The 22234-nt window shown below is 71.0% G+C and carries 20 protein-coding genes; 9 read left to right on the plus strand and 11 right to left on the minus strand.

Features of this window, described 5'->3' with window-relative positions; genetic code table 11:
* Window position 1 precedes the first annotated feature (1 nt).
* The 3 genes from ACWGJM_RS19355 to ACWGJM_RS19365 all read left to right on the plus strand — a co-directional run bounded on the left by ACWGJM_RS19355 (window position 2) and on the right by ACWGJM_RS19365 (window position 3162).
* Window positions 2-853: an isoprenyl transferase gene (locus tag ACWGJM_RS19355; RefSeq protein WP_453412887.1), complete on the plus strand. Its 852-nt coding sequence runs from the start codon at window positions 2-4 to the stop codon at window positions 851-853.
* A gap of 37 nt (window positions 854-890) precedes the next feature.
* The gene (locus ACWGJM_RS19360; protein ID WP_453412888.1) at window positions 891-2261 is read left to right on the plus strand and encodes a histidine-type phosphatase; all 1371 of its coding nucleotides are present in this window, start codon (window positions 891-893) and stop codon (window positions 2259-2261) included.
* A 64-nt stretch (window positions 2262-2325) separates the two neighbouring features.
* Window positions 2326-3162, plus strand: coding sequence for a glycosyltransferase family 2 protein (locus tag ACWGJM_RS19365; RefSeq protein ID WP_453412889.1), 837 nt, complete (start codon window positions 2326-2328; stop codon window positions 3160-3162).
* A gap of 12 nt (window positions 3163-3174) precedes the next feature.
* Here the strand turns inward: ACWGJM_RS19365 and ACWGJM_RS19370 are convergent, their stop codons facing one another.
* The 4 genes from ACWGJM_RS19370 to ACWGJM_RS19385 all read right to left on the minus strand — a co-directional run bounded on the left by ACWGJM_RS19370 (window position 3175) and on the right by ACWGJM_RS19385 (window position 6391).
* Entirely contained in the window at window positions 3175-3585 is a 411-nt protein-coding gene (locus tag ACWGJM_RS19370; RefSeq protein WP_453412890.1) for a Fur family transcriptional regulator, read from the minus strand.
* Between the two features lie 126 nt (window positions 3586-3711).
* Window positions 3712-4614, minus strand: a complete 903-nt coding sequence (locus tag ACWGJM_RS19375) for a metal ABC transporter permease (RefSeq protein ID WP_453412891.1) — start codon at window positions 4612-4614, stop codon at window positions 3712-3714.
* Window positions 4614-5417 (minus strand): metal ABC transporter ATP-binding protein, encoded by an 804-nt coding sequence (locus ACWGJM_RS19380; RefSeq protein ID WP_453412892.1) that lies wholly within the window; start codon window positions 5415-5417, stop codon window positions 4614-4616. The genes ACWGJM_RS19375 and ACWGJM_RS19380 overlap by 1 nt, the downstream gene beginning before the upstream one ends.
* 20 nt (window positions 5418-5437) lie before the next feature.
* Window positions 5438-6391 (minus strand): metal ABC transporter substrate-binding protein, encoded by a 954-nt coding sequence (locus ACWGJM_RS19385; RefSeq protein ID WP_453412893.1) that lies wholly within the window; start codon window positions 6389-6391, stop codon window positions 5438-5440.
* Between the two features lie 149 nt (window positions 6392-6540).
* On the opposite strand from ACWGJM_RS19385, the gene ACWGJM_RS19390 reads away from it, so the two are divergent.
* Complete coding sequence (locus ACWGJM_RS19390; protein WP_453412894.1) at window positions 6541-7923, plus strand: glycine--tRNA ligase; 1383 nt, start codon at window positions 6541-6543, stop codon at window positions 7921-7923.
* Between the two features lie 95 nt (window positions 7924-8018).
* Here the strand turns inward: ACWGJM_RS19390 and ACWGJM_RS19395 are convergent, their stop codons facing one another.
* Window positions 8019-9101, minus strand: a complete 1083-nt coding sequence (locus tag ACWGJM_RS19395; RefSeq protein WP_453412895.1) for an endonuclease/exonuclease/phosphatase family protein — start codon at window positions 9099-9101, stop codon at window positions 8019-8021.
* Window positions 9102-9316: 215 nt separating this feature from the next.
* On the opposite strand from ACWGJM_RS19395, the gene ACWGJM_RS19400 reads away from it, so the two are divergent.
* Window positions 9317-9928 carry a LysE family translocator gene (locus ACWGJM_RS19400; protein WP_453412896.1) on the plus strand — a complete coding sequence of 204 codons (612 nt, stop codon included), beginning with the start codon at window positions 9317-9319 and terminating at the stop codon, window positions 9926-9928.
* Window positions 9929-9931: 3 nt separating this feature from the next.
* On the opposite strand, the gene ACWGJM_RS19405 is transcribed toward ACWGJM_RS19400, so the two are convergent.
* Window positions 9932-10984 (minus strand): chitinase, encoded by a 1053-nt coding sequence (locus ACWGJM_RS19405; protein WP_453412897.1) that lies wholly within the window; start codon window positions 10982-10984, stop codon window positions 9932-9934.
* Window positions 10985-11158: 174 nt separating this feature from the next.
* Between ACWGJM_RS19405 and ACWGJM_RS19410 the strand changes: the two genes are divergently transcribed.
* On the plus strand, window positions 11159-12166 hold the full coding sequence (locus ACWGJM_RS19410; protein WP_453412898.1) for an aldo/keto reductase: 1008 nt from the start codon (window positions 11159-11161) through the stop codon (window positions 12164-12166).
* 22 nt (window positions 12167-12188) lie between these two features.
* Window positions 12189-12782 (plus strand): TetR family transcriptional regulator, encoded by a 594-nt coding sequence (locus ACWGJM_RS19415; protein ID WP_453412899.1) that lies wholly within the window; start codon window positions 12189-12191, stop codon window positions 12780-12782.
* A 187-nt stretch (window positions 12783-12969) separates the two neighbouring features.
* Here ACWGJM_RS19415 and ACWGJM_RS19420 read toward each other — a convergent pair whose 3' ends face one another.
* The 3 genes from ACWGJM_RS19420 to ACWGJM_RS19430 all read right to left on the minus strand — a co-directional run bounded on the left by ACWGJM_RS19420 (window position 12970) and on the right by ACWGJM_RS19430 (window position 15953).
* A complete protein-coding gene (locus ACWGJM_RS19420; protein ID WP_453412900.1) occupies window positions 12970-14124 on the minus strand; it encodes a serine hydrolase domain-containing protein in 1155 nt (384 codons plus the stop codon).
* 84 nt (window positions 14125-14208) lie between these two features.
* Window positions 14209-14418, minus strand: coding sequence for a hypothetical protein (locus tag ACWGJM_RS19425; protein ID WP_453412901.1), 210 nt, complete (start codon window positions 14416-14418; stop codon window positions 14209-14211).
* A 107-nt stretch (window positions 14419-14525) separates the two neighbouring features.
* Window positions 14526-15953 (minus strand): MFS transporter, encoded by a 1428-nt coding sequence (locus ACWGJM_RS19430; RefSeq protein WP_453412902.1) that lies wholly within the window; start codon window positions 15951-15953, stop codon window positions 14526-14528.
* Between the two features lie 101 nt (window positions 15954-16054).
* On the opposite strand from ACWGJM_RS19430, the gene ACWGJM_RS19435 reads away from it, so the two are divergent.
* The gene (locus tag ACWGJM_RS19435) at window positions 16055-16975 is read left to right on the plus strand and encodes a helix-turn-helix transcriptional regulator (protein ID WP_453412903.1); all 921 of its coding nucleotides are present in this window, start codon (window positions 16055-16057) and stop codon (window positions 16973-16975) included.
* Here ACWGJM_RS19435 and ACWGJM_RS19440 read toward each other — a convergent pair.
* Complete coding sequence (locus tag ACWGJM_RS19440) at window positions 16936-18378, minus strand: MFS transporter (protein WP_453412904.1); 1443 nt, start codon at window positions 18376-18378, stop codon at window positions 16936-16938. The two genes, ACWGJM_RS19435 and ACWGJM_RS19440, sit on opposite strands and share 40 nt — an antisense overlap.
* An 82-nt stretch (window positions 18379-18460) precedes the next feature.
* Between ACWGJM_RS19440 and dusB the strand changes: the two genes are divergently transcribed.
* On the plus strand, window positions 18461-19603 hold the full coding sequence (gene dusB / locus ACWGJM_RS19445) for a tRNA dihydrouridine synthase DusB (protein ID WP_453412905.1): 1143 nt from the start codon (window positions 18461-18463) through the stop codon (window positions 19601-19603).
* 321 nt (window positions 19604-19924) lie between these two features.
* Here dusB and ACWGJM_RS19450 read toward each other — a convergent pair whose 3' ends face one another.
* The gene (locus ACWGJM_RS19450) at window positions 19925-21601 is read right to left on the minus strand and encodes a CDP-alcohol phosphatidyltransferase (RefSeq protein WP_453413012.1); all 1677 of its coding nucleotides are present in this window, start codon (window positions 21599-21601) and stop codon (window positions 19925-19927) included.
* Window positions 21602-22234: the final 633 nt, after the last annotated feature.

Genomic DNA, 22234 nt, shown 5'->3' on the forward strand with positions numbered 1-22234 from the left:
CATGGTGGTACGCGGAATCCTGGGGCGCCAGCGCCGCGAGTACAGCACGCCGGAGCCGCACCCGTCAGGCGCCCGCGCGCCCAAGCTCCCCGGTGAGCTCGTCCCGAACCATGTGGCGATCGTCATGGACGGTAACGGCCGCTGGGCCAAGGAGCGCGGGCTGCCGAGGACGGAAGGGCACAAGGTCGGGGCCGAGCGCGTACTGGACGTGCTCCAGGGCGCCATCGAGGTCGGCGTCGGGAGCATCTCCCTGTACGCCTTCTCCACCGAGAACTGGAAGCGCTCGCCCGACGAGGTCCGCTTCCTGATGAACTTCAACCGCGACTTCATCCGCAAGACCCGCGACCAGCTCGACGAGCTCGGCATCCGGGTGCGCTGGGTGGGGCGGATGCCCAAGCTGTGGAAGTCGGTCGCCAAGGAGCTCCAGGTCGCGCAGGAGCAGACCAAGGGCAACGACCGGCTCACGCTGTACTTCTGCATGAACTACGGCGGCCGGGCCGAGCTCGCGGACGCGGCGAAGGCGATGGCGGAGGACGTGCGGGCGGGACGCCTCGACCCGGCCAAGGTCACCGAGAAGACCATCCAGAAGTACCTCTACTACCCGGACATGCCGGACGTGGACCTGTTCCTGCGGCCCAGCGGTGAGCAGCGCACCTCCAACTACCTGCTCTGGCAGAGCGCGTACGCCGAGATGGTCTTCCAGGACGTGCTGTGGCCGGACTTCGACCGCCGTGACCTGTGGCGCGCGTGCGTCGAGTTCGCCTCCCGCGACCGGCGGTTCGGCGGGGCCGTACCCAACGAGCAACTGCTGCAAATGGAGCGGGACATGCGGGGACGCCCGGCCACCTCGTAGCCACCGGGGGTTCACGGTGATCGCCGACGATCCGGCCATGAAGCGTGTCACCCCCGCCCTGGCCCTGTGCGGCCTGCTGGTCGCCGCCCTGCCCGCGCGGGCCGCCGACCAGCAGCCGGCGCACCACGACAGCTACGGCACGAAGGCGCCGTATTCCCCCACGCTCGGATTCGCTCGCGCGGGGGGACCCCCAACGCACCAGAGCCTGCGCACTTATCAGCGGCCGCCGGCCGGCTTCACCCCCGTCTTCACGGAGAACGTCTCCCGGCACGGCTCACGCTCCGCCACCGACAGCGAGGACGGCGACCTGATCCTCGCCCTGTGGGACAAGGCCGAGGCGGAGGGCCAACTCACCCGCAAGGGCGAGCAGTTCGGGCCGACCGTGCGAGCGCTGCTCGACGCCATGGCCAAGGTGGGGTACGGCAACCTCAGCGGGCGCGGCCGAGCGGAGATGCGGGACACGGCCACGCGGATGGCCGACCGGCTTCCTTCCCTGTTCGCGAAGATCGCCGCCGACGGCGAGAAGGTCGATGTCGTCAGCTCCGGGCAGGGGCGGGCCGTCGACAGCGCGGGCGAGTACGTGGGCGCCCTCGCCGACGCCGACCCGGCTCTGCGGCCGCTGATCGGCCCGACCCGCACGGACAAGGACCTGCTCTACTTCCACAAGGCGGCGGGCGGGGCGGCGTACCGCGACTACATCGCGAACGACCAGCGCCTGGCGAGCACGCTGAAGAGCATCACCGGCCAGCCCAGGACACACCGGGCCGCCCGCGGCGTCCTGCGGAAGATCTTCAAGGACGCCTTCGTCGAGCGGATCGCCGACGCCGACGCGGTCTCCGCCGCCGAGGCCGTCTACAACCTGTACGCCATCGCCCCCGCCATGAGCGAGGAGAGCCCCGACGGGACGGGCTGGGGCATGGAGCGGTACATCTCGCGCTCCGACGCCGCGTGGTTCGGATACCTGGGCGACACCGAGGACTTCTACGAGAAGGGCCCCGGCTTCTCGGACAGCGACATCACCTACAAGATGGCCGGCGTCCTCCTCGACGACTTCTTCAAGCAGGTCGAGGCCGAGCGGGACGGCACCAGCGACCTCGGCGCCGAACTCCGCTTCACCCACGCCGAGGAGATCATTCCGCTCGCCGCCCTGATGGGCCTGCCCGGCAGCACACGGCCCGCGACGCCCGGGCAGCCGTACACCTACGCCGACAACCCCTGGCGCGGCGCGGAGGTCTCCCCGCTGGGCGCCAACATCCAGTGGGACGTGTTCCGCAAGGGCGACCGCTACCTGGTCCGGATGCTCTACAACGAGAGGGAGACCGCCTTCAAGGCCGGGTGCCGTCCGATCGCCAAGGGCAGCAAGTTCTACGAACTGGACGAACTGGAGCGCTGCTTCGGGCGGGAATAGGCCCCGCGCGTGTGCGATTTAAGATCATGAGCGACTGCTCGATCTCAACGGGGGTTGGTTCCGCTTGTTCGCTTTCGTGATTCCCGCGCACAACGAAGAGGCCACGGTGGCCACGATCGTCGGCCAGGCCCTCGCGGCCGCGCGGCCGGGCGACCGGGTGCTGGTCGTGGACAGCGGCTCGACCGACGACACGGCCCGACGGGCCCGCGAGGCGGGTGCGGAGGTGCTCAGCGGCCCGCTCGGCAAGGGCGCGGCCATGCAACTGGCCGTGTCGGCGGTGGACAGCGAGTGGACGTGCTTCCTCGACGCCGACCTCGTCACCTCGGAACGGAATGTCGCCGTACTGCTCCGCGAGGCCGCGGCCGGCGGCACGGCGGACCACGTGGTCGGTGACTACGAGTACGACCACCCGGGCACCATCCTGGCGTCCACGTTCACCATCTACGAGCCGCTCACCGGCCGGTTCTTCCCGGAGGTCGGCTTCCACGGGGCCAACGCCCTCACGGGCTACCGCGCGGTCCGCACCCGCCTTCTGCGGGCCGCCCCGCTGCCGCCGGACTTCGGTGTCGAGACCTTCCTCAACATCTCCGTCGCCCTGTCCGGCGGGCAGGTGAACGTGTGTCACCTGGGTGTCATCGGCAGCCGCTACCGCTTCCACGGGGGCTCGATGGCGACCGAGATAGGCACCAGGATCCTGGACCTGGCCGAGACCCACGGCCGCCTGGATCCGGCCGACCGGCCGGAGTGGGACGAGTGGCTTCGGGCGGGCGTGGCCGCCATCGCGCCGAACACGGCGGACCAGGGCCGCTCGGCCGTCCTGGCCCGGCTGTTCAGCACCGTCCGCAGGCCGATGCCGATGACCGGCCCGACGGCACCGGTCCACTCCACCAGCCGTTTCTGACGGACCCGGGTCCTACTTCGCCGCGCACTCCGCGCAGGTGCCGAAGATCTCCACCGTGTGCGCCACGTTGACGTACCCGTGCTCGGCCGCGATGGCGTCCGCCCACTTCTCGACCGCGGGGCCCTCGACCTCGACGGCCTTGCCGCAGACGCGGCAGACGAGGTGGTGGTGGTGTTCGCCGGTGGAGCAGCGGCGGTAGACGGACTCGCCGTCGGAGGTGCGCAGGACGTCGACCTCGCCGGCGTCGGCGAGGGACTGGAGGGTGCGGTAGACCGTGGTCAGGCCGACCGAGTCGCCCTTGTGCTTGAGCATGTCGTGGAGATCCTGCGCGCTGCGGAACTCGTCGACCTCGTCGAGGGCTGCCGCCACGGCGGCACGCTGCCGGGTGGCACGGCCCTTCACGGGCGGTCCAGCGGTCGTCACCGGTTCCTCCTTTGTCGGCTCGTTCGCCTACGGGGCGCTCTGTGCCGGTGTCGCGCCCCTTCAGCTCCCTCGCGGCTCACGTCTCACACCGACCCGGGCCATTGTGCCAGCCCGGCCTGTGCGCGGTCAGACGCCGATCTCGTCGGCGGCCCCCCGGGTGGCCGGAATCGAGCACTCCGCCGGATCCCCGGAGGGCCGCGCGGCGGCGGCCGCCCGGGCGCGGCGGCGGGCCAGTGGAGTGGCCAGGGCGGTCAGGACGATGAACGCCGCGATGGTCAGCAGCACGATCGTCGCGCCGGGCGGGACGTCCTGGTAGTACGAGGTGACCGTGCCGCCGATGGTCACGGACACGCCGAGCGCGACGGCGATCGCGAAGGTGGCGGCGAAGCTCCGGGTGAGTTGCTGCGCGGCGGCGACCGGGACCACCATCAGCGCGGAGACCAGGATCAGGCCGACCACCCGCATCGCGACGGTGACCGTGACGGCCGCGGTGACCGCCGTGAGCAGGTTCAGGGCGCGGACGGGCAGCCCCGTGACCCGCGCGAACTCCTCGTCCTGGCTGACCGCGAACAGCTGGCGGCGCAGTCCCAGGGTCACCAGGACCACGAACCCGGCGAGCAGCGAGATGGCGGTCACGTCCGACGGGGAGACCGTCGACAGCGAGCCGAAGAGGTACGAGTTCAGATTGGCGTTGGAGCCGCCGGGCGCGAGGTTGACGAACATCACGCCGCCGGCCATGCCGCCGTAGAAGAGCATGGCGAGGGCGATGTCGCCGCGGGTCTTCCCGTACCAGCGGATCAGCTCCATCAGCACCGAGCCGAGCGCCGAGACGGCGGTCGCCATCCACACCGGCGAGGTGTTGAGAAGGAAGCCGAGGCCGACGCCGGTCATCGCCACGTGCCCGATGCCGTCGCCCATGAGGGGCTGGCGGCGCTGCACGAGGTAGATGCCGATCGCGGGGGCGGTGACGCCGACGAGGACGGCGGCGAGGAGCGCCCGCTGCATGAAGCCGTAGTCGAGGAGTTCCATCAGCTCAGCAGTCCTGTGCGGAGGGGTTGGGTGCCCGCGGGCTCGTGCGGGTGGACGTGGTCGTGGCCGGGGTGGGGGTCCCCCCGCTCGAGCGAAGCCGGGAGTGGGGGAGCGTGCTGGCCGACGGCGCGCGGGGGCGGGCCGTCGTGGGTGACGCAGCCGTCGCGCAGGACGACCGCCCGGTCGATCAGGGGCTCGAGGGGGCCCAGTTCGTGCAGCACGAGGAGGACCGTGGTTCCGGCCTCGACCTGCTCCCGCAGGGTCCGCGCGAGCACCTCCTGGCTGGCCAGGTCGACGCCCGCCATCGGCTCGTCCATGATCAGCAGCTCGGGTTCGGCGACCAGGGCGCGGGCGATCAGCACCCGCTGGTGCTGGCCCCCCGAGAGGGCGGTGACGGAGTCCCCGGCCCGGTCGGCCATGCCGACCAGCTCCAGGGCCCGTCGTACGGCCTCGCGGTCGGTCCTGCGGAAGAGGCCGAAGCGGGTGCGGGAGAGGCGGCCCGAGGAGACGATCTCGGTCACGGTGGCCGGGACGCCGCCCGCGGCCGTGGTGCGCTGCGGTACGTAGCCCACCCGCGCCCAGTTCCGGAAGCCGCGGCACGGGGTGCCGAACAGCTCGATCTCGCCCGCGCTCACCGGTACCTGGCCGATGATCGTGCGGATCGCGGTCGACTTGCCGGATCCGTTCGCGCCGAGCAGCGCGACCACCTCGCCGCGGCGCACGGTGAGGTCGATGCCGCGCAGCACGGGGCGGGAGCCCAGCTCGGCGCGTACGCCGCGCAGGCGTATGACGGGCTCGGTCATGGCGTCGTCCTCCGTGGCTGTCACTTGGTCCCAAGGGCCTTCTGAAGGGCCTTGAGGTTGGACTCCTGGACCGAGAAGTAGTCCTTGCCGCGGGACTTGGAGGTGATGCCCTCGACCGGGTCGAGGACGTCCGTCCTCAGCCCGGCGTCGGCGGCGATGGTCTTCGCGGTCTTGTCGCTGACGAGCGTTTCGTAGAACACGGTCGTGACGCCGTCGGCCTTCGCCATCGTCTCGAGGTTCCTGACGCGGGCGGCGCTGGGCTCGGCCTCGGGGTCGAGGCCGCTGATGGCCTCCTCGGTCAGGCCGTAGCGCTCGGCGAGATAGCCGAAGGCGGCGTGGGTGGTGAGGAAGACCTTGGTCCTCGTGGTCGCGAGGCCGCTCTTGAACTGGGCGTTCAGGTCGTCCAGCTGCTTGACCAGGGTGGCGGTGTTCTTCTTGTAGTCGGCGGCGTGGCCGGGGTCGGCCTTCTCGAAGGCCTTGCCGACACCCTCGGCGACCTGGGCGTAGCGCACCGGGTCGAGCCAGATGTGGGGGTCGAGGCCGGCCAGTTCCTCGTTCTCCGAGGAGTCGTGCTCGGCCGCGTGGCCGCCGACCTCGTTGCCGTGCTTCTCCAGGGGGGTGAGGGAGGCGGCGTCGATCTTGGTCTTCAGCTCGGACTGAGCGACCGCCTTGTCGACGGCGGGCTGGAGGTTCTTGAGGTAGAGCACCGCGTCGGACTCCTGGAGCTGCGCGGTCTGCCTGGCGCTGATCTCCAGGTCGTGCGGTTCCTGGCCGGGCTGGGTGAGACTGGTGACGTGGACGTGGCTCCCGCCGATCCGCTCGGCGAGGAAGGCCATCGGGTAGAACGACGCGACGACGTCGAACTTGTCCGTGTTGCCCGCGGCGGTCGCGCCGGAGCAGGCGGAGAGGGTGGCGAGACCGAGGGCGGTGACCGCGGTCGTGGCCACCGCGGGTATGACTCGTCGTACGTTCATGACAGTCATTTTCAACAAAAATGGAAACCGTTGTCAACAACGGTTGTAGGGCCTACCGATTTGGTTGAGGGGGAGGCCACGCCGGTACCCTGAAGCATTCGCTGGAAGCAACTCGCTTCGTCGCCCGTCGTCGTAATGAAGAGAGCACCGTGGCCGCCGACAAGATCGACACCATCGTCAGCCTGAGCAAGCGCCGTGGCTTCGTATTCCCGTGCAGTGAGATCTACGGCGGACAGCGTGCCGCCTGGGACTACGGGCCGCTGGGTGTCGAGCTCAAGGAGAACATCAAGCGCCAGTGGTGGCGCTACATGGTGACGTCGCGCGAGGACGTGGTCGGTATCGACTCGTCCGTCATCCTGGCCTCCGAGGTCTGGGTCGCCTCCGGCCACGTCGCCACCTTCACGGACCCGCTGACCGAGTGCACCTCGTGTCACAAGCGGTTCCGCGCCGACCACCTCGAGGAGGCGTACGAGGAGAAGAAGGGCCACGCCCCGGCCAACGGCCTGGCCGACATCAACTGCCCGAACTGCGGCAACAAGGGCCAGTTCACCGAGCCCAAGCAGTTCTCGGGCCTCCTCGCCACCCACCTCGGCCCCACGCAGGACTCCGGCTCCGTCGCCTACCTGCGCCCCGAGACCGCCCAGGGCATCTTCACCAACTTCGCCCAGGTGCAGACCACCTCGCGCCGCAAGCCGCCGTTCGGCATCGCCCAGATGGGCAAGTCCTTCCGCAACGAGATCACGCCCGGCAACTTCATCTTCCGTACCCGCGAGTTCGAGCAGATGGAGATGGAGTTCTTCGTCAAGCCGGGCGAGGACGAGAAGTGGCAGGAGTACTGGATGGAGCAGCGCTGGAACTGGTACACCGGCCTGGGCCTGCGCGAGGAGAACATGCGGTGGTTCGAGCACCCGAAGGAGAAGCTCTCCCACTACTCCAAGCGCACCGCTGACATCGAGTACCGCTTCCGGTTCGGCGGCAGCGAGTGGGGCGAGCTCGAGGGTGTCGCCAACCGTACCGACTACGACCTCGGCGCCCACGCCAAGGCCTCCGGCCAGGACCTCTCCTACTTCGACCAGGAGGCCGGCGAGCGCTGGACGCCGTACGTCATCGAGCCCGCGGCCGGTGTCGGCCGCACCATGCTGGCCTTCCTCCTCGACGCCTACGTCGAGGACGAGGCGCCCAACGCCAAGGGCAAGATGGAGAAGCGCACGGTCCTGCGCCTGGACCACCGCCTGGCCCCGGTGAAGGTCGCGGTGCTCCCGCTGTCCCGCAACCCGGAGCTGTCCCCGAAGGCCAAGGGCCTCGCCCAGGCGCTGCGCCAGAACTGGAACATCGAGTTCGACGACGCCGGCGCCATCGGCCGCCGCTACCGCCGCCAGGACGAGATCGGCACGCCGTACTGCGTCACCGTCGACTTCGACACCCTCGAGGACAACGCGGTCACCGTGCGTGAGCGTGACTCGATGAAGCAGGAGCGTGTGTCGCTGGACCAGATCGAGGGCTACCTCGCGGGCCGTCTGATCGGCAGCTGACGCATCCGCTGACGTATCCGTTCCACCGGTGCCGGGTCCCTCCGGGGGCCCGGCACCGGTGCGTTCGCGGGTCTCGCGGGGGCCTTACACGGGCCTCACAGGTCGATGTCCGCGTAGAGCGCCGCGTGGTCGGACGCCTCGTCGGCCTTCGAGGTCACGGTGTCGAAGGACTTGAACGTCCTGGGCGCCCACACCCCGCGCCGCTCCACGTCCACGTGCTGCACCCGTGGCCACAACTCCGGTGCGAACAGCAGGTAGTCGATCTTCTGGTCCAGTGAGTTGCCCGTCCCGTAGGTGCCGGGTGCTCCCGTGTAGCCGGGGTGGCTCATCGCGTCCTTCAGACCGGTGGCCAGCAGTGTCTTGATCGGATCGCTGTCCGGGGAGTCGTTGAGGTCCCCGGCGACCAGGACGTGCGGGGAGCGCTCCAGGGCCGCCGCGCAGATCTCCGCCACCCGCTTCGCCTGGGCCAGGCGCAGGGCACCGCCGCCGCCCCGCTTGCTCTTGAAGTGGTTGCCCAGGACCAACAGGGGCGTCCCGTTGACCTGGATCTCGTACTCGGGGCAGTCCCGGCTGAACACCGGCCTGCCGCCCGTCCCCGGGTCGAAGATGTGCGACCGCACGGACGTGATGGGGTGCCGGCTGAGGATCCCGATGTCTATGCCGCGGCTGTCGTTGCCGTCGATCAGCAGGTTGTACGGGTACATGCCGTGCAGGACCTGCTGGTTGAAGCGGTCCAGGGTGAGACGGTCCTCGACCTCGACCGTGAGCAGGATGTCTGCGTTGACCTCGCGGATCACCCGGCCGGTGTTGCGCACGACGTCCCAGTCGAGGTCGGTGCGGACGAGTTCCGCCCAGCCGGCCCACTTCGCCCGGCCGTCGGCGACGACCGTGATGACGGGTTCGTTCGGCGGGCCGGTCTTCTTGAACAGCAGTCCGCGGATCTCGTTGACGACGAAGGGCGGGGGGTCCGCCGGGTCCAGGTCGTAGGCGCGGTGCTTCTTGACGATGCCGGCGATCCGGTCCTTGACGGAGTCGTCGTACGCCGGAAGGTCGAGCAGCTTCTCCAACTCGCCGAAGTCCTCAAGGACTTCCTGGCGCTTCTCGGCGTCCGCGATATCGAAGGCCATGGGGCGGCGGAAGAGGTTCTCCGTGTTGTACGTGGCGATCCGGATGGTCATGGCGCCTCCTCGGGCGGCGCAGGAGCACCGCACGGCCGACGGCAGGCGCCGCCAAAGTGACTGCTCGCCGACAATCCCATTGTCGGCGGGGCACCGAGGGGTGTCCAACGGAGAGGGGGCGGCGGAGAGGGGTTTCCAACGGAGGCGATTGGCCCGGCAGCGCTGCCCGCGATTGGCCCTGTTGCCCGGCCCGCGGCGCCGAGAGGGTGGCCCGCATGAGCCTCGCCTTCCTCCTGACCACCCTCGTCATCGTCGCCACCCCGGGCACCGGCGTCGTCTACACCCTCGCCGCCGGGCTCTCCCAGGGGCGTCGCGCGAGCGTCGTCGCCGCGTTCGGCTGCACGCTCGGGATCGTGCCGCACGTGGCCGCCACCGTCACCGGAGTCGCCGCGCTGCTGAACGCGAGCGCGACGGCGTTCCAGGTCCTCAAGTACGCCGGTGTCGCCTACCTCCTGTACATGGCCTGGGCGACGGCGCGGGACAAGGAGGCGATCGCCGTGGACGAGAAGGCCGCCCCGCGCTCGGCGGCGCAGGTGATCGCCCGGGCGGTGCTGGTCAATCTGCTCAACCCCAAGCTCACCATCTTCTTCTTCGCGTTCCTGCCGCAGTTCGTGAGCCCCGACGAGCCGCACGCGGTCGTCCGGATGCTGGGGCTCAGCGGGGTGTTCATGCTGGCGACGTTCGTCGTCTTCGCCGCGTACGGCGTCCTCGCCGCCTCCGTGCGCAGCCACGTCACCTCACGGCCTCGTGTGATGGCATGGCTGCGGCGAAGCTTCGCGGGGTCCTTCGTGGCGCTGGGCGCGAAGCTGGCGCTGACCGCCCGGTGAGCGTCAACGGCCCTGAAGTGACTTCACGTTGTCGCCGAAGGTCCAGTTCTTCGAGCCGTCCCAGTTGACCGACCAGGTCATCAGGCCCTTGAGCGAGGTGCCGTAGTGCTTCCAGGCCTGGGAGACCAGTGAGGGCGACATGTAGCCGCCGCCCGCGCCGGATTGCGCGGGCAGGCCGGGCACCTGCTTGTCGTAGGGCACCTTCACGGTCGTACCCTGCACCACCAGCCCCTTGTCGAGGCAGTCGGTCTGGGCGGTGAAGCCCGCGACCGTGCCCGCCGAGTAGGAGTCGCCGGAGCAGCCGTACATGCTGCCGTTGTAGTACTGCATGTTCAGCCACCACAGGCGGCCGTTGTCTGCGTACTTCTTGATGATCGGCAGGTACGCGCCCCAGATGGAGCCGTAGGTGATGCTGCCGCCGGTGACGTAGGCCGTCTCCGGGGCCATCGTCAGGCCGAAGCCGGACGGCATCTTCGCCAGCACCCCGTCGATGATGCGGATCAGGTTGGCCTGGGACGTGGAGAGTTGCGTGATGCTGCCGCTGCCGACCAGGCCGGTCTCGATGTCGATGTCGATGCCGTCGAAGTTGTACTTCTTCAGGATCGGCACGATCGTCGCGACGAACCGGTCGGCGACGGCGCTGGAGGAGAGGTCGATTCCGGCCGCCGCCCCGCCGATCGACAGCAGGACCGTCTGCCCGGACGCCTTCGCCGCGCACATCTCCGCGGGCGTGGCGACCTTCACGCCCGTGTCCATGCCGTCCTCCCAGAGGGCCGTTCCGTCGGAGCGGATGACCGGGAAGGCCGCGTTGAGCACGTTGTAGCCGTGCGCGGCGATGCGGGAGTCGGTGATCGGGGTCCAGCCGAAGGGCGGGTGGACGCCGTTGCCGGCGCCGTCCCAGTTCTCCCAGTAGCCCTGGAGGACCTTGCCGGCCGGGCGGGACTTCACGGCGCAGGTGTCCGCGGCGGAGGCGGTGGGCGCGGTGGCGAGGGCGAGCGGGGCGAGGACGGCCCCGGTGAGAGCGGCGGTGAGCAGACGCAACGTGTGGCGGATCATGCGAGGCCTCCCGGTGGGGGTGCGGTGAGGTGTCGTAGGCATGCCGGTGTCGTAGGCATGACAGTGCTCGTGGTCCAGACCTTTCGTCAATAGGTCTGGACCAAACCCCCGCTCATTTGGATTGACAGCTGACAGATATTGAAATCTGTCAGCTGTCATGCAAGGGTGAGGGGCATGACAATGCGAACCCGCAACCTCGGAACCACCGGCCCCCAGGTCTCCGCCCTCGGCCTCGGCTGCATGGGCATGTCCGCGCTGTACGGCGACGCGGACCGGACCGAGTCCATCGCTACCATCCACGCCGCCCTCGAAGCAGGAGTCACCCTGCTCGACACCGGCGACTTCTACGCCATGGGCCACAACGAGATGCTGATCGGCGAGGCCCTGCGCGCCGCCCCCGCCGCCCTGCGTGAACAGGCGCTGACCAGTGTGAAGTTCGGCGCGCTGCGTGACCCGGACGGCAACTGGAGCGGCTACGACGGCCGCCCGGCCGCCGTGCGGAACTTCGCCGCCTACTCGCTCCAGCGCCTCGGCACCGACCACATCGACGTCTACCGGATCGCCCGGGCCGACCCGGACGTGCCGATCGAGGAGACCGTCGGCGCGATCGCCGAGCTGGTCGAGAAGGGGTACGTCCGGCACATCGGCCTGAGCGAGGTCGGTGCCGACACCATCCGCCGGGCCGCCGCCACCGCGCCGATCTCGGACCTCCAGATCGAGTACTCGCTCCTCTCCCGCGGCATCGAGGAGGAGGTCCTGCCGACCACCCGTGAGCTCGGTATCGCCATCACGGCGTACGGCGTCCTCTCCCGCGGTCTGATCTCCGGCCACTTCACCCCCGACCGGCAGCTCGCCGCGAACGACTTCCGGGCCCACTCGCCCCGCTTCCAGGGCGAGAACCTCCAGCACAACCTCCGCCTCGTCGAGGCGCTGCGGAAGACCGCCGAGCAGAAGGGCGTCAGCGTCGCGCAGATCGCCATCGCCTGGGTGCTCTCCCGGGGCGAGGACATCGTGCCGCTGGTCGGCGCCCGCACCCGGGAGCGGCTGACCGAGTCGCTGGGCGCGCTGGACGTCACGCTGGACGCGGCCGACCTCGCCGCGATCGAGGAGGCCGTCCCGGCGGACGCGGCGGCGGGCGACCGCTACCCGGCCGCGCAGATGGGCCACCTCGGCAGCAAGTGACGCGCCGGGTACGGTTCAGCTCATGTCTCCGACCACCGAAGCCCTGACCGCCGAGCGCATCCTCGAGGCCACCGAGGAGGTGCTGCGCCGTCACGGCCCGGCCAAGGCCACCGTGGTGGACGTGGCCCGCGCGCTCGGTGTCAGCCACGGCAGTGTCTACCGCCACTTCCGCACCAAGGCGGCGCTGCGGGAGGCCGTGACGAAGCGGTGGCTGGACCGCACGTCGGAGACCCTGTCCGGGATCGCCGCCGACGGGGACCGCGACCCCGAGTCCCGGCTGCGCGAGTGGCTCGGGGCCCTGTTCGACGCCAAGCGCCGCAAGGCGGGCGACGACCCCGAGCTGTTCGCCACGTACATGGTGCTGGTCGACGAGAGCGGCGCGGCGGTCGCCGAGCACATCACCGACCTGACCGGCCAGCTGACCCGGATCATCGAGGCGGGCGTCGGCACGGGCACCTTCACCGCCGCCGACCCCGCCACCGCCGCCCGCGCCGTCTTCCAGGCCACCGGCCGCTACCACGACCCGTGCTACGCCCCGGCGTGGCGGCAGCCGGGCGTGGAGGACGAATTCTCAGCCCTGCTGGACCTGCTGCTGCGCGGCCTCCGGCGCGGTTAGGGCCTGCCCGGCGGATCAACCGCAGGCGCGGAGCCCGGCACGCCCTCCCCACTCTCGGCGCGGGGGCCCCATCGCGTCGACTCCCTCCTCCGCCTTGCGGCTGGACGCCCCGAGCCCCGCTCACCGGCATGGATGAGGCGCCGCCCGTTTCCTGAGACCCGATCCGCCGGACAGGCCCTGGTCGCGGTCAGGCGCCCGCCGCCCACCGCCAGAAGTCCCGCATCACAGGGGTCGGCGTCGGGCTCGTCATGGACACCTGGGTCAGCAGGACGGCGACCGTTCCCGCGCTGGGGACCAGATGGGCCGTGGTCCCGGTGCCGCCGAGCCAGCCGTAGCGGCCGGGGACGTTCCATGGGTCGGCCGGGGTGACGTCGACCTGGGCGCCATAGCCCCAGCCCTGACCCTCCAGGAAGCGCGCGCCCATCTCCCGCTGGGCCGCCGAGAGGTGGTTGGCCGTCATCCGGCTGACCGAGGTGGGGGTCAGCAGGGGGCGGCCCCGCCATTCGCCGCCGCTGAGCAGCATCCGGGCGAAGGCCAGCCAGTCGTCGGCCGTGGAGACGAGCCCGCTGCCGCCCGAGGGGAACTCGGGGATGCTCCTGAAGTCGCCGTCCGGGGTGTCCACGACCTCCAACGTGCCGTCGATTCCGGGCCGATAGGCCGTCGTGAACCGTCCGCGCTCACCCGCCGGCACCTCGAACCCGGTGTCCGTCATGCCCAGCGGCTCGAAGATCCGCTCGGCCATGAAGTCCGGCAGGCTGCTGCCGGAGACCCGGGCGATCAGCACGCCCTGGAGATCGGAGCAGGTGCCGTACAGCCATGCCTCGCCCGGCTGGTACAGCAGCGGCACGGCGGCGAGCGAGGCCAACCAGGTGTCGGGGTCCGGCCGTTCCCGCATGGCGTGGCCGAGCTTCTGCACCCCGAGCAGCGCCTGGACGGCCGGGAGCGAGAAGTCGGAGTGGAGGCCCCAGCCCGCCCGGAAGCTGAGCAGGTCCTCGACGGTGACCGGGCGTGCCGCCGGGACGACGTCGTCGACCGGGCTCGACGGGGTCCGTACCACCACCGGCTTCGCCAGCTCCGGCAGCCAGGTCTCCACCGGGTCGTCCAGCGCGACCCGGCCCTCCTCCACCAGCATCATCAGCGCCGCCGCGGTGACCGGCTTGGTGATCGAGGCGATCCGGAAGATCGAGTCCCGGGCCATCGGGGCCGCGCCGCCGGCGTCCATGGAGCCGACGGCCACCGCCTCGACGTCGTCACCGCGGGCGAGCAGGCCCACCGCTCCGGGGACCGTCTCGTCGTCGACGTACCGCCGAAGCAGCTCGTGCAGATCCTGTCGTCCGCTCATCAGTCCCAGGCCTTCCGTCGCTCGCGGTCGCGGTCGCACGTACGACTCCTCCCGCGTCGGAAAGTCATCGGACCGCCGGGCCGCTCACGCCGCCGCGGTCGGGTCCACCGTGGCCTGGTGCGCCTCGGCCAGGTGCTCCGCGGCCCTCGCCCAGGACAGGAACGGCGCCCCCTTCCGCCAGCCGCAGGTGTCACATCTGATCGTGCGCTGCACGCCCGCACGCCGCACTCTGACGACGTGCCGCCGACCGTGCTGGTCCCAGCGGCTGATCTCACTCGTGCTGTCCCGCGACATGTGCCCTCCCGTACCGGCGCCCCGCGTCCCGCGTCCCTCGACGTGGCACGCCAACAGAGTGCCCTGTGCCGGTACTTCACCAGGCTGTGTTCTGCCTCACCCGGTCGTCACCGGATCGTCCGCGGCAGCCGCAGACTGAGCAGCCCGGTCAGGACCACCCCGGCCAGCTGCACCAGCAGCGTCGTCACCAGGGCGTCCCGCATGCCGTGGCCGGGGACGAGGGAGAGGAAGAGCGTGCCCAGGGTGGCGACGCCGAGGGCGAGGGCGGACTGCTGGGTGGTGACCATCACACCGCTGCCGACGCCGGCCCGGGCGGCCGGCACCTCGGAGAGCACGATCCGCATGACGACGGGCAGTTGCAGCGCCTGGCCCGCGCCGGCGACCGCCGCGCCGGGCAGGAGCTCGGCGAAGCCCAGGTCCGGCCAGTCCCGCCAGGCGGCCAGCACGATCAGCGCCACGCCGACGCCCTGGACCAGCGCCCCGGCGGTGACGACACGCGTGCCGTAGCGGGCCACCAGGCGCGGCCCGGCGAGCGAGACGAGGAGGAACGCCACCGCCATCGGGGCCAGCGCCAGGCCCGCCGGGACCGGCCCGAGGCCCGCGCCGCGCTGGAGGGCCACCGCGATGACGAACATGAACCCGCTGAAGCCGATGGAGAACGGCACCATCAGCACCAGCCCCCGGCGCAGCGACGTCAGCGCGAACAGGCTCGGCGGCACCAGGGGCGTACGGCCCCGCCGGTCCGCCCGCCGCTCCACCGCGTAGAAGGCCGAGACGACCCCCGGGAACGCGGCCAGCGACAGCCACGTCCACACCGGCCAGCCCGCCGCCCGGCCCTCGGTGAGCGGGGCGAGCAGCGTGAGCAGGGAGAGCGCGAGCAGCACCGTGCCGGGGCCGTCGAGCGGCTCGGGCCGCTGGGAGCGGGTCTCCGGGACGGCGCGGGCGGCCAGCACCAGGCCGGCGAGCACGACGGGCACGTTCACCAGGAACACCGAACGCCAGCCGGTGCCCGCTATGTCGGCGGCGACCAGAACGCCGCCCAGGATCTGGCCCGCCACCATGGACAGGCCGGCGGTGGCGCCGTACAGGCTCATGGCACGGGCCCGGCGCGGGCCGGCGGTGGTCGCCTGGATGGTGGCGAGCACCTGCGGCAGCATCGCCGCCGCCGACGCGCCCTGCGCGACCCGAGCCGCGACCAGGCTCCAGGCGCCCGGCGCGAGGCCGCAGGCCAGCGAGGTCAGACCGAAGGCGGCCATGCCGCCCAGGAAGAGCCGGCGGCGGCCGAAGAGATCGCCGAGCCGCCCGCCGAGGACGAGGAGGACGGCGTACGCCACCCCGTAGCCGGCGACGACCAGTTCGAGGACGGCCTCGCCCGCGTGCAGGTCCGCGCCGATGGTGGGCAGGGCGACATTGACGATGAAGAAGTCGACGAGGGGCAGGGACGCGGCCAGCAGGACGGTGAACAGTCCGAGGGTGCCGAGCGCCGGTGGCGCCGCCGGTGAGCGGACGGTGGGCGTGGTGACGGTTTCGGTCATGACCCCGAGCCTGCGCGCGCGCCCAGACTGGTACCAGAGTCTTCTTGTCCTGGTACAAGGAGTACCTGGCAACAGGCTCCGCGAGACGGCAGGCTGGAGACATGACGACCACGGCCCAGGAGAACACGACCCGGCCGGACAGGGGCTCGGACATCCGGCGCCACGAGCTGGCCGCCTTCCTGCGCAGCCGCCGTGAGCGCATCACCCCGGAGCAGGTGGGGCTGCCCCGCGGCACCCGCCGCCGCACGCCCGGGCTGCGCCGCGAGGAGGTCGCCCAGCTCTCCGCGGTCGGCGTCACCTGGTACACCTGGCTCGAACAGGCGCGGGACATCCAGGTCTCCGTACAGGTCCTCGACGCCCTGGCCCGCACCCTGATGCTGGACGCGAGCGAACGCGCCCACCTCTTCCAGCTGGCCGGCTCCGTCGACCCGACACCCGCCTCGAGCTGCTCGGGGGTCACCCCGGCCCAGTTCGAGCTGCTGCGCCGACTGGAGCCGGTCCCGGCCTGCATCCAGAACAGCCGGTACGACATCCTCGCCTACAACCGCACCTACGCCCGTCTGATGGGCGACCTGGACGCGGTCCCGCCCGAGGACCGCAACTGCATGCTCCTCGTCCACACCAACGAGGAGTGGCGGACCGCGACCGTCCACCTGGAGGAGACCAGGCGCCTGATGGCCGCCAAGCTGCGCGCCTCCATGGCCGGCCACCTCGGCGAGCCCGCCTGGAAGATGCTGATCAAGCGGTTGGAGGCGGCGTCACCGGAGTTCTGCGAGAACTGGGACCGCTACGAGGTGGTCGGCGCCCGCGGCAAGACCAAGCAGTTCCTGAACCCGTACGTCGGCCTCCTCACCCTCGACCACGTGGACCTGTGGCTGAACCCGGAGGTCGGGGCCCGGATGGTCACGTACGTGCCGACGAACGAGGAGAGCAGGGAGCGCGTGGAGCAGCTGTACGCGTTCGTCCTCGAACAGGAGGCGGCTCAGCTGACGCCCGCCGCTTCCCTGACCTCCGCGGACTGAAGCCGCCGGGCGGTGTGCTCGGCCGTGCGGCGGGCCCAGCGGCCGCTGGTGAGCGCGCCGAGAACGAGGACCGCGAGGCCGCAGCCGGCGAGGATCCACCACGCCGGCCGGGCCGCCGACACGAACGCGGTCCGGTACGACGACGAGCTGACCCCGGACGCGAGCACCGCCCCGATCACGGCGACCCCCAGCGTCTGCCCGAGCTGCCTGCTGGTGGAGGCGACGGCCGCGGCGACCCCGGCCTGCGCCCGGGGCATCCCGGACACGGCCGTGTTGGTGATCGGCGCGTTCACGAAGCCGAACCCGATGCCGAACAGCACGTACCCGATGACCAGCGTGACGTTCGACGTCTCCGCCTCGAACGCGGCGAACAGCACCCCGCTCACGGTCATGGCGATCCCGGCGATCAGCAGCGGCAGCCGCGGCCCCCGGCTGCCGACCAGCCGTCCGGACAGCGGCGCGCACAGGAACGTCGGCACGGCCATCGGCAGCATCCACAGACCGGCGTGGAGGGCGTCCAGCCCGCGCACGTTCTGGAGGTACAGCGTCGACAGGAACAGGAACCCGCCCAGCGAGGCGAACGCGCTGATGGCGATCACCGTGGCCCCGCTGAACGGCGCGGACCGGAAGAAGCGCAGGTCGATGAGGGGTTCGGTGCGCCGGGGCTCGTACCACAGGAGCCCGAGGAGGGCGACGAAGGCGATCAGTGCGAACGGCAGCACCCGGCCGGTGCCCGAGTCCGGCGCCTCGATGATCGCGTACGTGAGGGAGCCGAACAGGGCGATCACCAGCAGCTGGCCGACCGGGTCGGGGCGGCGGGCCTTGGGCGCGCGGGACTCGGGGACGAAGCGCAGGGTGAGCAGGAGCGCGGCCAGGCCGACCGGCAGGTTGACCCAGAAGATGGACCGCCAGCCGACCGACTCCACCAGCAGGCCGCCGACCAGTGGCCCGGCGGCCATGGATATGCCGACGACCGCACCCCACACGCCGATCGCGCGGGCGCGCTCGCGCGAGTCGGTGAAGGTGTTGGTGATGATCGACATGGCGACCGGGTTGAGCATCGAGCCGCCGACCGCCTGGATCATACGGAAGACGACCAGCGCCTCCAGGCTGGGCGCGAGGGAGCACAGCAGTGAGCCGGTCACGAACACGATCAGGCCGGTCATGAAGACCTTCTTGCGGCCGACCCGGTCGGCCGTGGAGCCCGCGAGCATCAGCAGTGAGGCCAGCACCAGGGTGTAGGCGTCGATCGTCCACTGGAGACCGGAGGTGGTGGCGTGCAGGTCGCGCTGCATGGACGGCAGGGCCACGTTCAGGGCGGTGACGTCGAGGCTGACGATCAGCAGGCTCATGCAGCAGATCGCGAGCACGAGCAGACGTCGGCGATGGCTGAGCTCGGGCATGCGTTCCATCGTACGCCAGCTTCGATAGTGCGTCTAACTAATTACCGCTACACGATCATTGCCGATGGGTGACAATGGGGCAATGCCCACGCCCACCACGCCCCTGCCGATCGGCCCGCACACCGTCCAGCCTCCGGTCGTGCTCGCCCCCATGGCGGGCATCACCAACGCCCCCTTCCGCACGCTGTGCCGGGAGTTCTCCGGCGGCAAGGGGCTGTTCGTGAGCGAGATGATCACGACCCGGGCGCTGGTCGAGCGCAACGAGAAGACCATGCAGCTGATCCACTTCGACGCGACCGAGAAGCCGCGCTCGATCCAGCTGTACGGCGTCGACCCGGCGACCGTCGGCAAGGCCGTCCGCATGATCGCGGAGGAGGACCTCGCCGACCACATCGACCTCAACTTCGGCTGCCCGGTGCCGAAGGTGACGCGGAAGGGCGGCGGCTCCGCGCTGCCGTACAAGCGCAACCTGCTGCGCGCGATCCTCCGCGAGGCGGTGTCCGGCGCCGGTGACCTGCCGGTCACGATGAAGATGCGCAAGGGCATCGACGACGACCACATCACCTACCTCGACGCCGGACGCATCGCCGTAGAGGAGGGTGTCACGGCCATCGCCCTGCACGGCCGCACCGCCGCCCAGCACTACGGCGGCACCGCGGACTGGGACGCCATCGCCCGCCTGAAGGAGCACGTCCCCGAGCTCCCCGTGCTCGGCAACGGCGACATCTGGTCGGCGGAGGACGCGCTGCGGATGGTCCGGGAGACCGGCTGCGACGGCGTGGTCGTGGGACGCGGCTGCCTGGGCCGGCCCTGGCTGTTCGCGGACCTGGTGGCCGCCTTCGAAGGCCGTACGGAGGCCATCGCGCGCCCCACGCTCCGCGAGGTCGCCGACGTCATGGTCCGCCACGCCACCCTCCTCGGCGAGTGGATCGGCGACGAGTCCCGCGGGGTCATCGACTTCCGCAAGCACGTCGCCTGGTACCTGAAGGGCTTCGCCGTCGGCTCGGAGATGCGCAAGCGCCTCGCCATCAGCTCCTCCCTGGAGGAACTCCGCTGCGGCCTGGACGAGCTGGACCTCGACCAGCCCTGGCCCACCGGCGCCGACGGCCCCCGCGGCCGCACCTCCGGCAACAACCGGGTGGTCCTGCCGGACGGCTGGCTGAAGGACCCGTACGACTGCGCGGGCGTCAGCGAGGACGCGGAGCTGGACACGTCCGGGGGCTGACACACTGGCCGGCATGGGGGACAGCGCGGTGTGGGTCGCGGCACTCACCGGCGGTACGGCGGTGGTCGCGAGCCGGGTGACCCACCTCGGGAACGTGCAGGCGCCAAGGCCCAGGCGGAAGCGTCGGCGTCGGCGCAACGCAGCGGTGGAGCCATTCTCGAGACGGCGCGGCAGGCGAACCAGGCCCTGTGGCTCATGTCCCTCGAAGAACCCGACGCGCGCGCACGCTTCGACGAGGCCAACAGTGGTTTCACCCGCTGTCCGGAACGGTTCGTCGAAACGGCGCGCGCGGCGATGGAGGCGTCCTGAACGGGCGAAGGGTCAGCCCTTCTTCGGGTGCGGGGTCGAGCCGTACGCCGTCAGGAACCTGTCGCGGAAGGAGCTCATCTTCCACACCGGGGCGTCGTGAGCGGGCCGCAGGCCGTCCGTCCAGTTCCAGTCGGCGATCTTGTCCAGCACCTTCGGGTCCTTGGCGACGACGGAGACCGGGACGTCACGGCTGGCGTGGTTGCCGCTGACCCGGGCGATGGGCTGGTGGTCGCCGAGGAAGACCAGGACGGTGTCGTCGCTGCCGTAGCGCTCCAGCCACTGGGTGAGGGCGGTCACCGAGTACTGGATCGACTTGCCGTACTCCTCGCGGGACTTGGTGGTGTCGGCGATGACGTCGGCCGGCTTGTTGCCCGCCGCCTCGATGCCCTTGAAGACCGAGCCGTCGCCCAGCTGGTCCCAGTCGACCATCTTCGGGATCGGCGCCCAGGGCTGGTGGCTGGAGGTCAGGATGAGCAGCGACATCCGCGACTTGCCGTCGGCGACCTTCTTGCTGTGCACCCGCTCCTGGTACTGCTGGAGCGCGTACTGGTCCGGCATGGTCGACCAGCTGAACTTCGGGCCCTTGTAGCCCAGCTGGAAGGCGTTGTAGACCTTGTCGAGGCCGTACCACTTCTGCTCCGGCCAGCCCTTCTGCACGCCCGGCATCACGCCGACCGTGTCGAACGCGCCGGTCTTCTTGAAGGCGTCGGTGAGGCTCATGTGGTCACTGGCCATGACGGTGCGGTAGCGCTGCTGGTTGCTGATCCACAGGCCCGACATGGTGGTGGAGTGGCCGAGCCAGCTGCTGCCGCCGTACGTCGCCGAGGTCAGCCAGCCGCTCTTGGCGTGGAAGCCCGCCTTGGCGAGGGCCTTGGTCCGCACGTCCAGCGTCTTGTCCACGCCGGGCGCCATGACCGGGTCCTCGATCGCGCTGCGGCCGTAACTCTCGATGAACGTGAAGATCATGTCCTTGCCGCGCAGGTCCGGCACCAGCTGGTTGCCCGGCGTGTCACCGAAGGCGTCGACCTTGGCGACCTTCTCGAACTCCGCCTCGTCGCGCAGGGTGTCCTTGACTTTGTGCGCCTGGATCTTCAGGGCGGAGGCGGTGCGGTCGGAGGCGATCGGCACGCCGGAGATCTGGATGCCGAGCGAGGAGCAGGTGATCCAGACGACGCCGGCGATCAGCGTGCCCCGGGTGGCGGTGCCGGTGTTCCGGGCCAGCAGGTTGCTCAGCCGGACCGTGGACAGGGCCAGCAGGAGGAACAGCAGCAGCACGAGGACGATGACGCCGACGGTGGCGGCGAGCGTGACCGTCCTGCCGAGGGAGTCGTTCAGGTACGACTGCGCGTCGCTGAGCAGGGTCCAGTCGAGGATGGGGTTGAAGGTCCGGCCGAGGTACTGGTTGAAGCCCATGTCGAGGAAGTTCAGTACGGTCATCGCACCGAGCGCGACGCCGGAGACGGCCGCCAGCACGATCCGGGGGCGGCGCGGCAGCGCCAGCATCACGGCGGCCCCGATGATCGCTTCCGCCGGTATTCGCGCGAACTTCATCGGCTTGAGCCCGACCACGGTGTTCGGCAGCAGCAGCGCGGCCAGCACCAGCGCGGCGGCCAGTACGGTCACGGTCACCGACAGCACGGCGGCAGCCGTCGGATGCGCCGCCCGCCACGCCTCCCGTCGCCGACGCATCCGGGCCCGCCCACTCCACCCGGGCCAGCCACGACGCGCGGGGCGCTGGTCGGCGGCGGGCGCCTCACCGACGCCTTCGGGGGCGGTGGAGGCGGCCTCGAGCGCGACTTCCGGGGCGGGTGCCTCGTCGGCGGCCTCGGGGGCGTGGGTTTCCGGAGCGGGTGCCTCGCTGGCGGCCTCGGGGGCGTGGGTTTCTGGGGCGGGTGCCTCGTCGGCGGCCTCGGGGGCGGTCGCCTCGGGGGTGTCCTTCGGGGTGGCCGTGGAGGTGGTGGCCTCGCCCGTGGTTTCCGGGATGTCGGCCTTCGGTGCGGCCTCGGGGGCGTCGGTTTCCGGGGCGCTTGCTTGGGGGGCGGTTTCCGGGGCGGCGGTCTCTTCCGGGGCCGCCGGGGCGGTGGCCTCCGGGTCGGCAGCGGCTTCCGGGGCGGGCTTCAGGGCGGTGGCCGGGGGTGCGGTTTCCGGGGCGCTTGCTTCGGGGGCGGTTTCCGGTCCGGCGGTGTCGGGCGCGGCCTCCGCCTCGGCGGCCTGCTCGGTGCCGTCCCCGACGGCCTTCCCGGTGGCGGCTTCGCCGGAGTCGCTCGGCCCGGCCTCGGCAGAGGCACCGCCCTCGGTCTCGGCCCCGGGTTCCTCGAATTC

This window comes from Streptomyces sp. NPDC054834 (genome assembly GCF_053611185.1).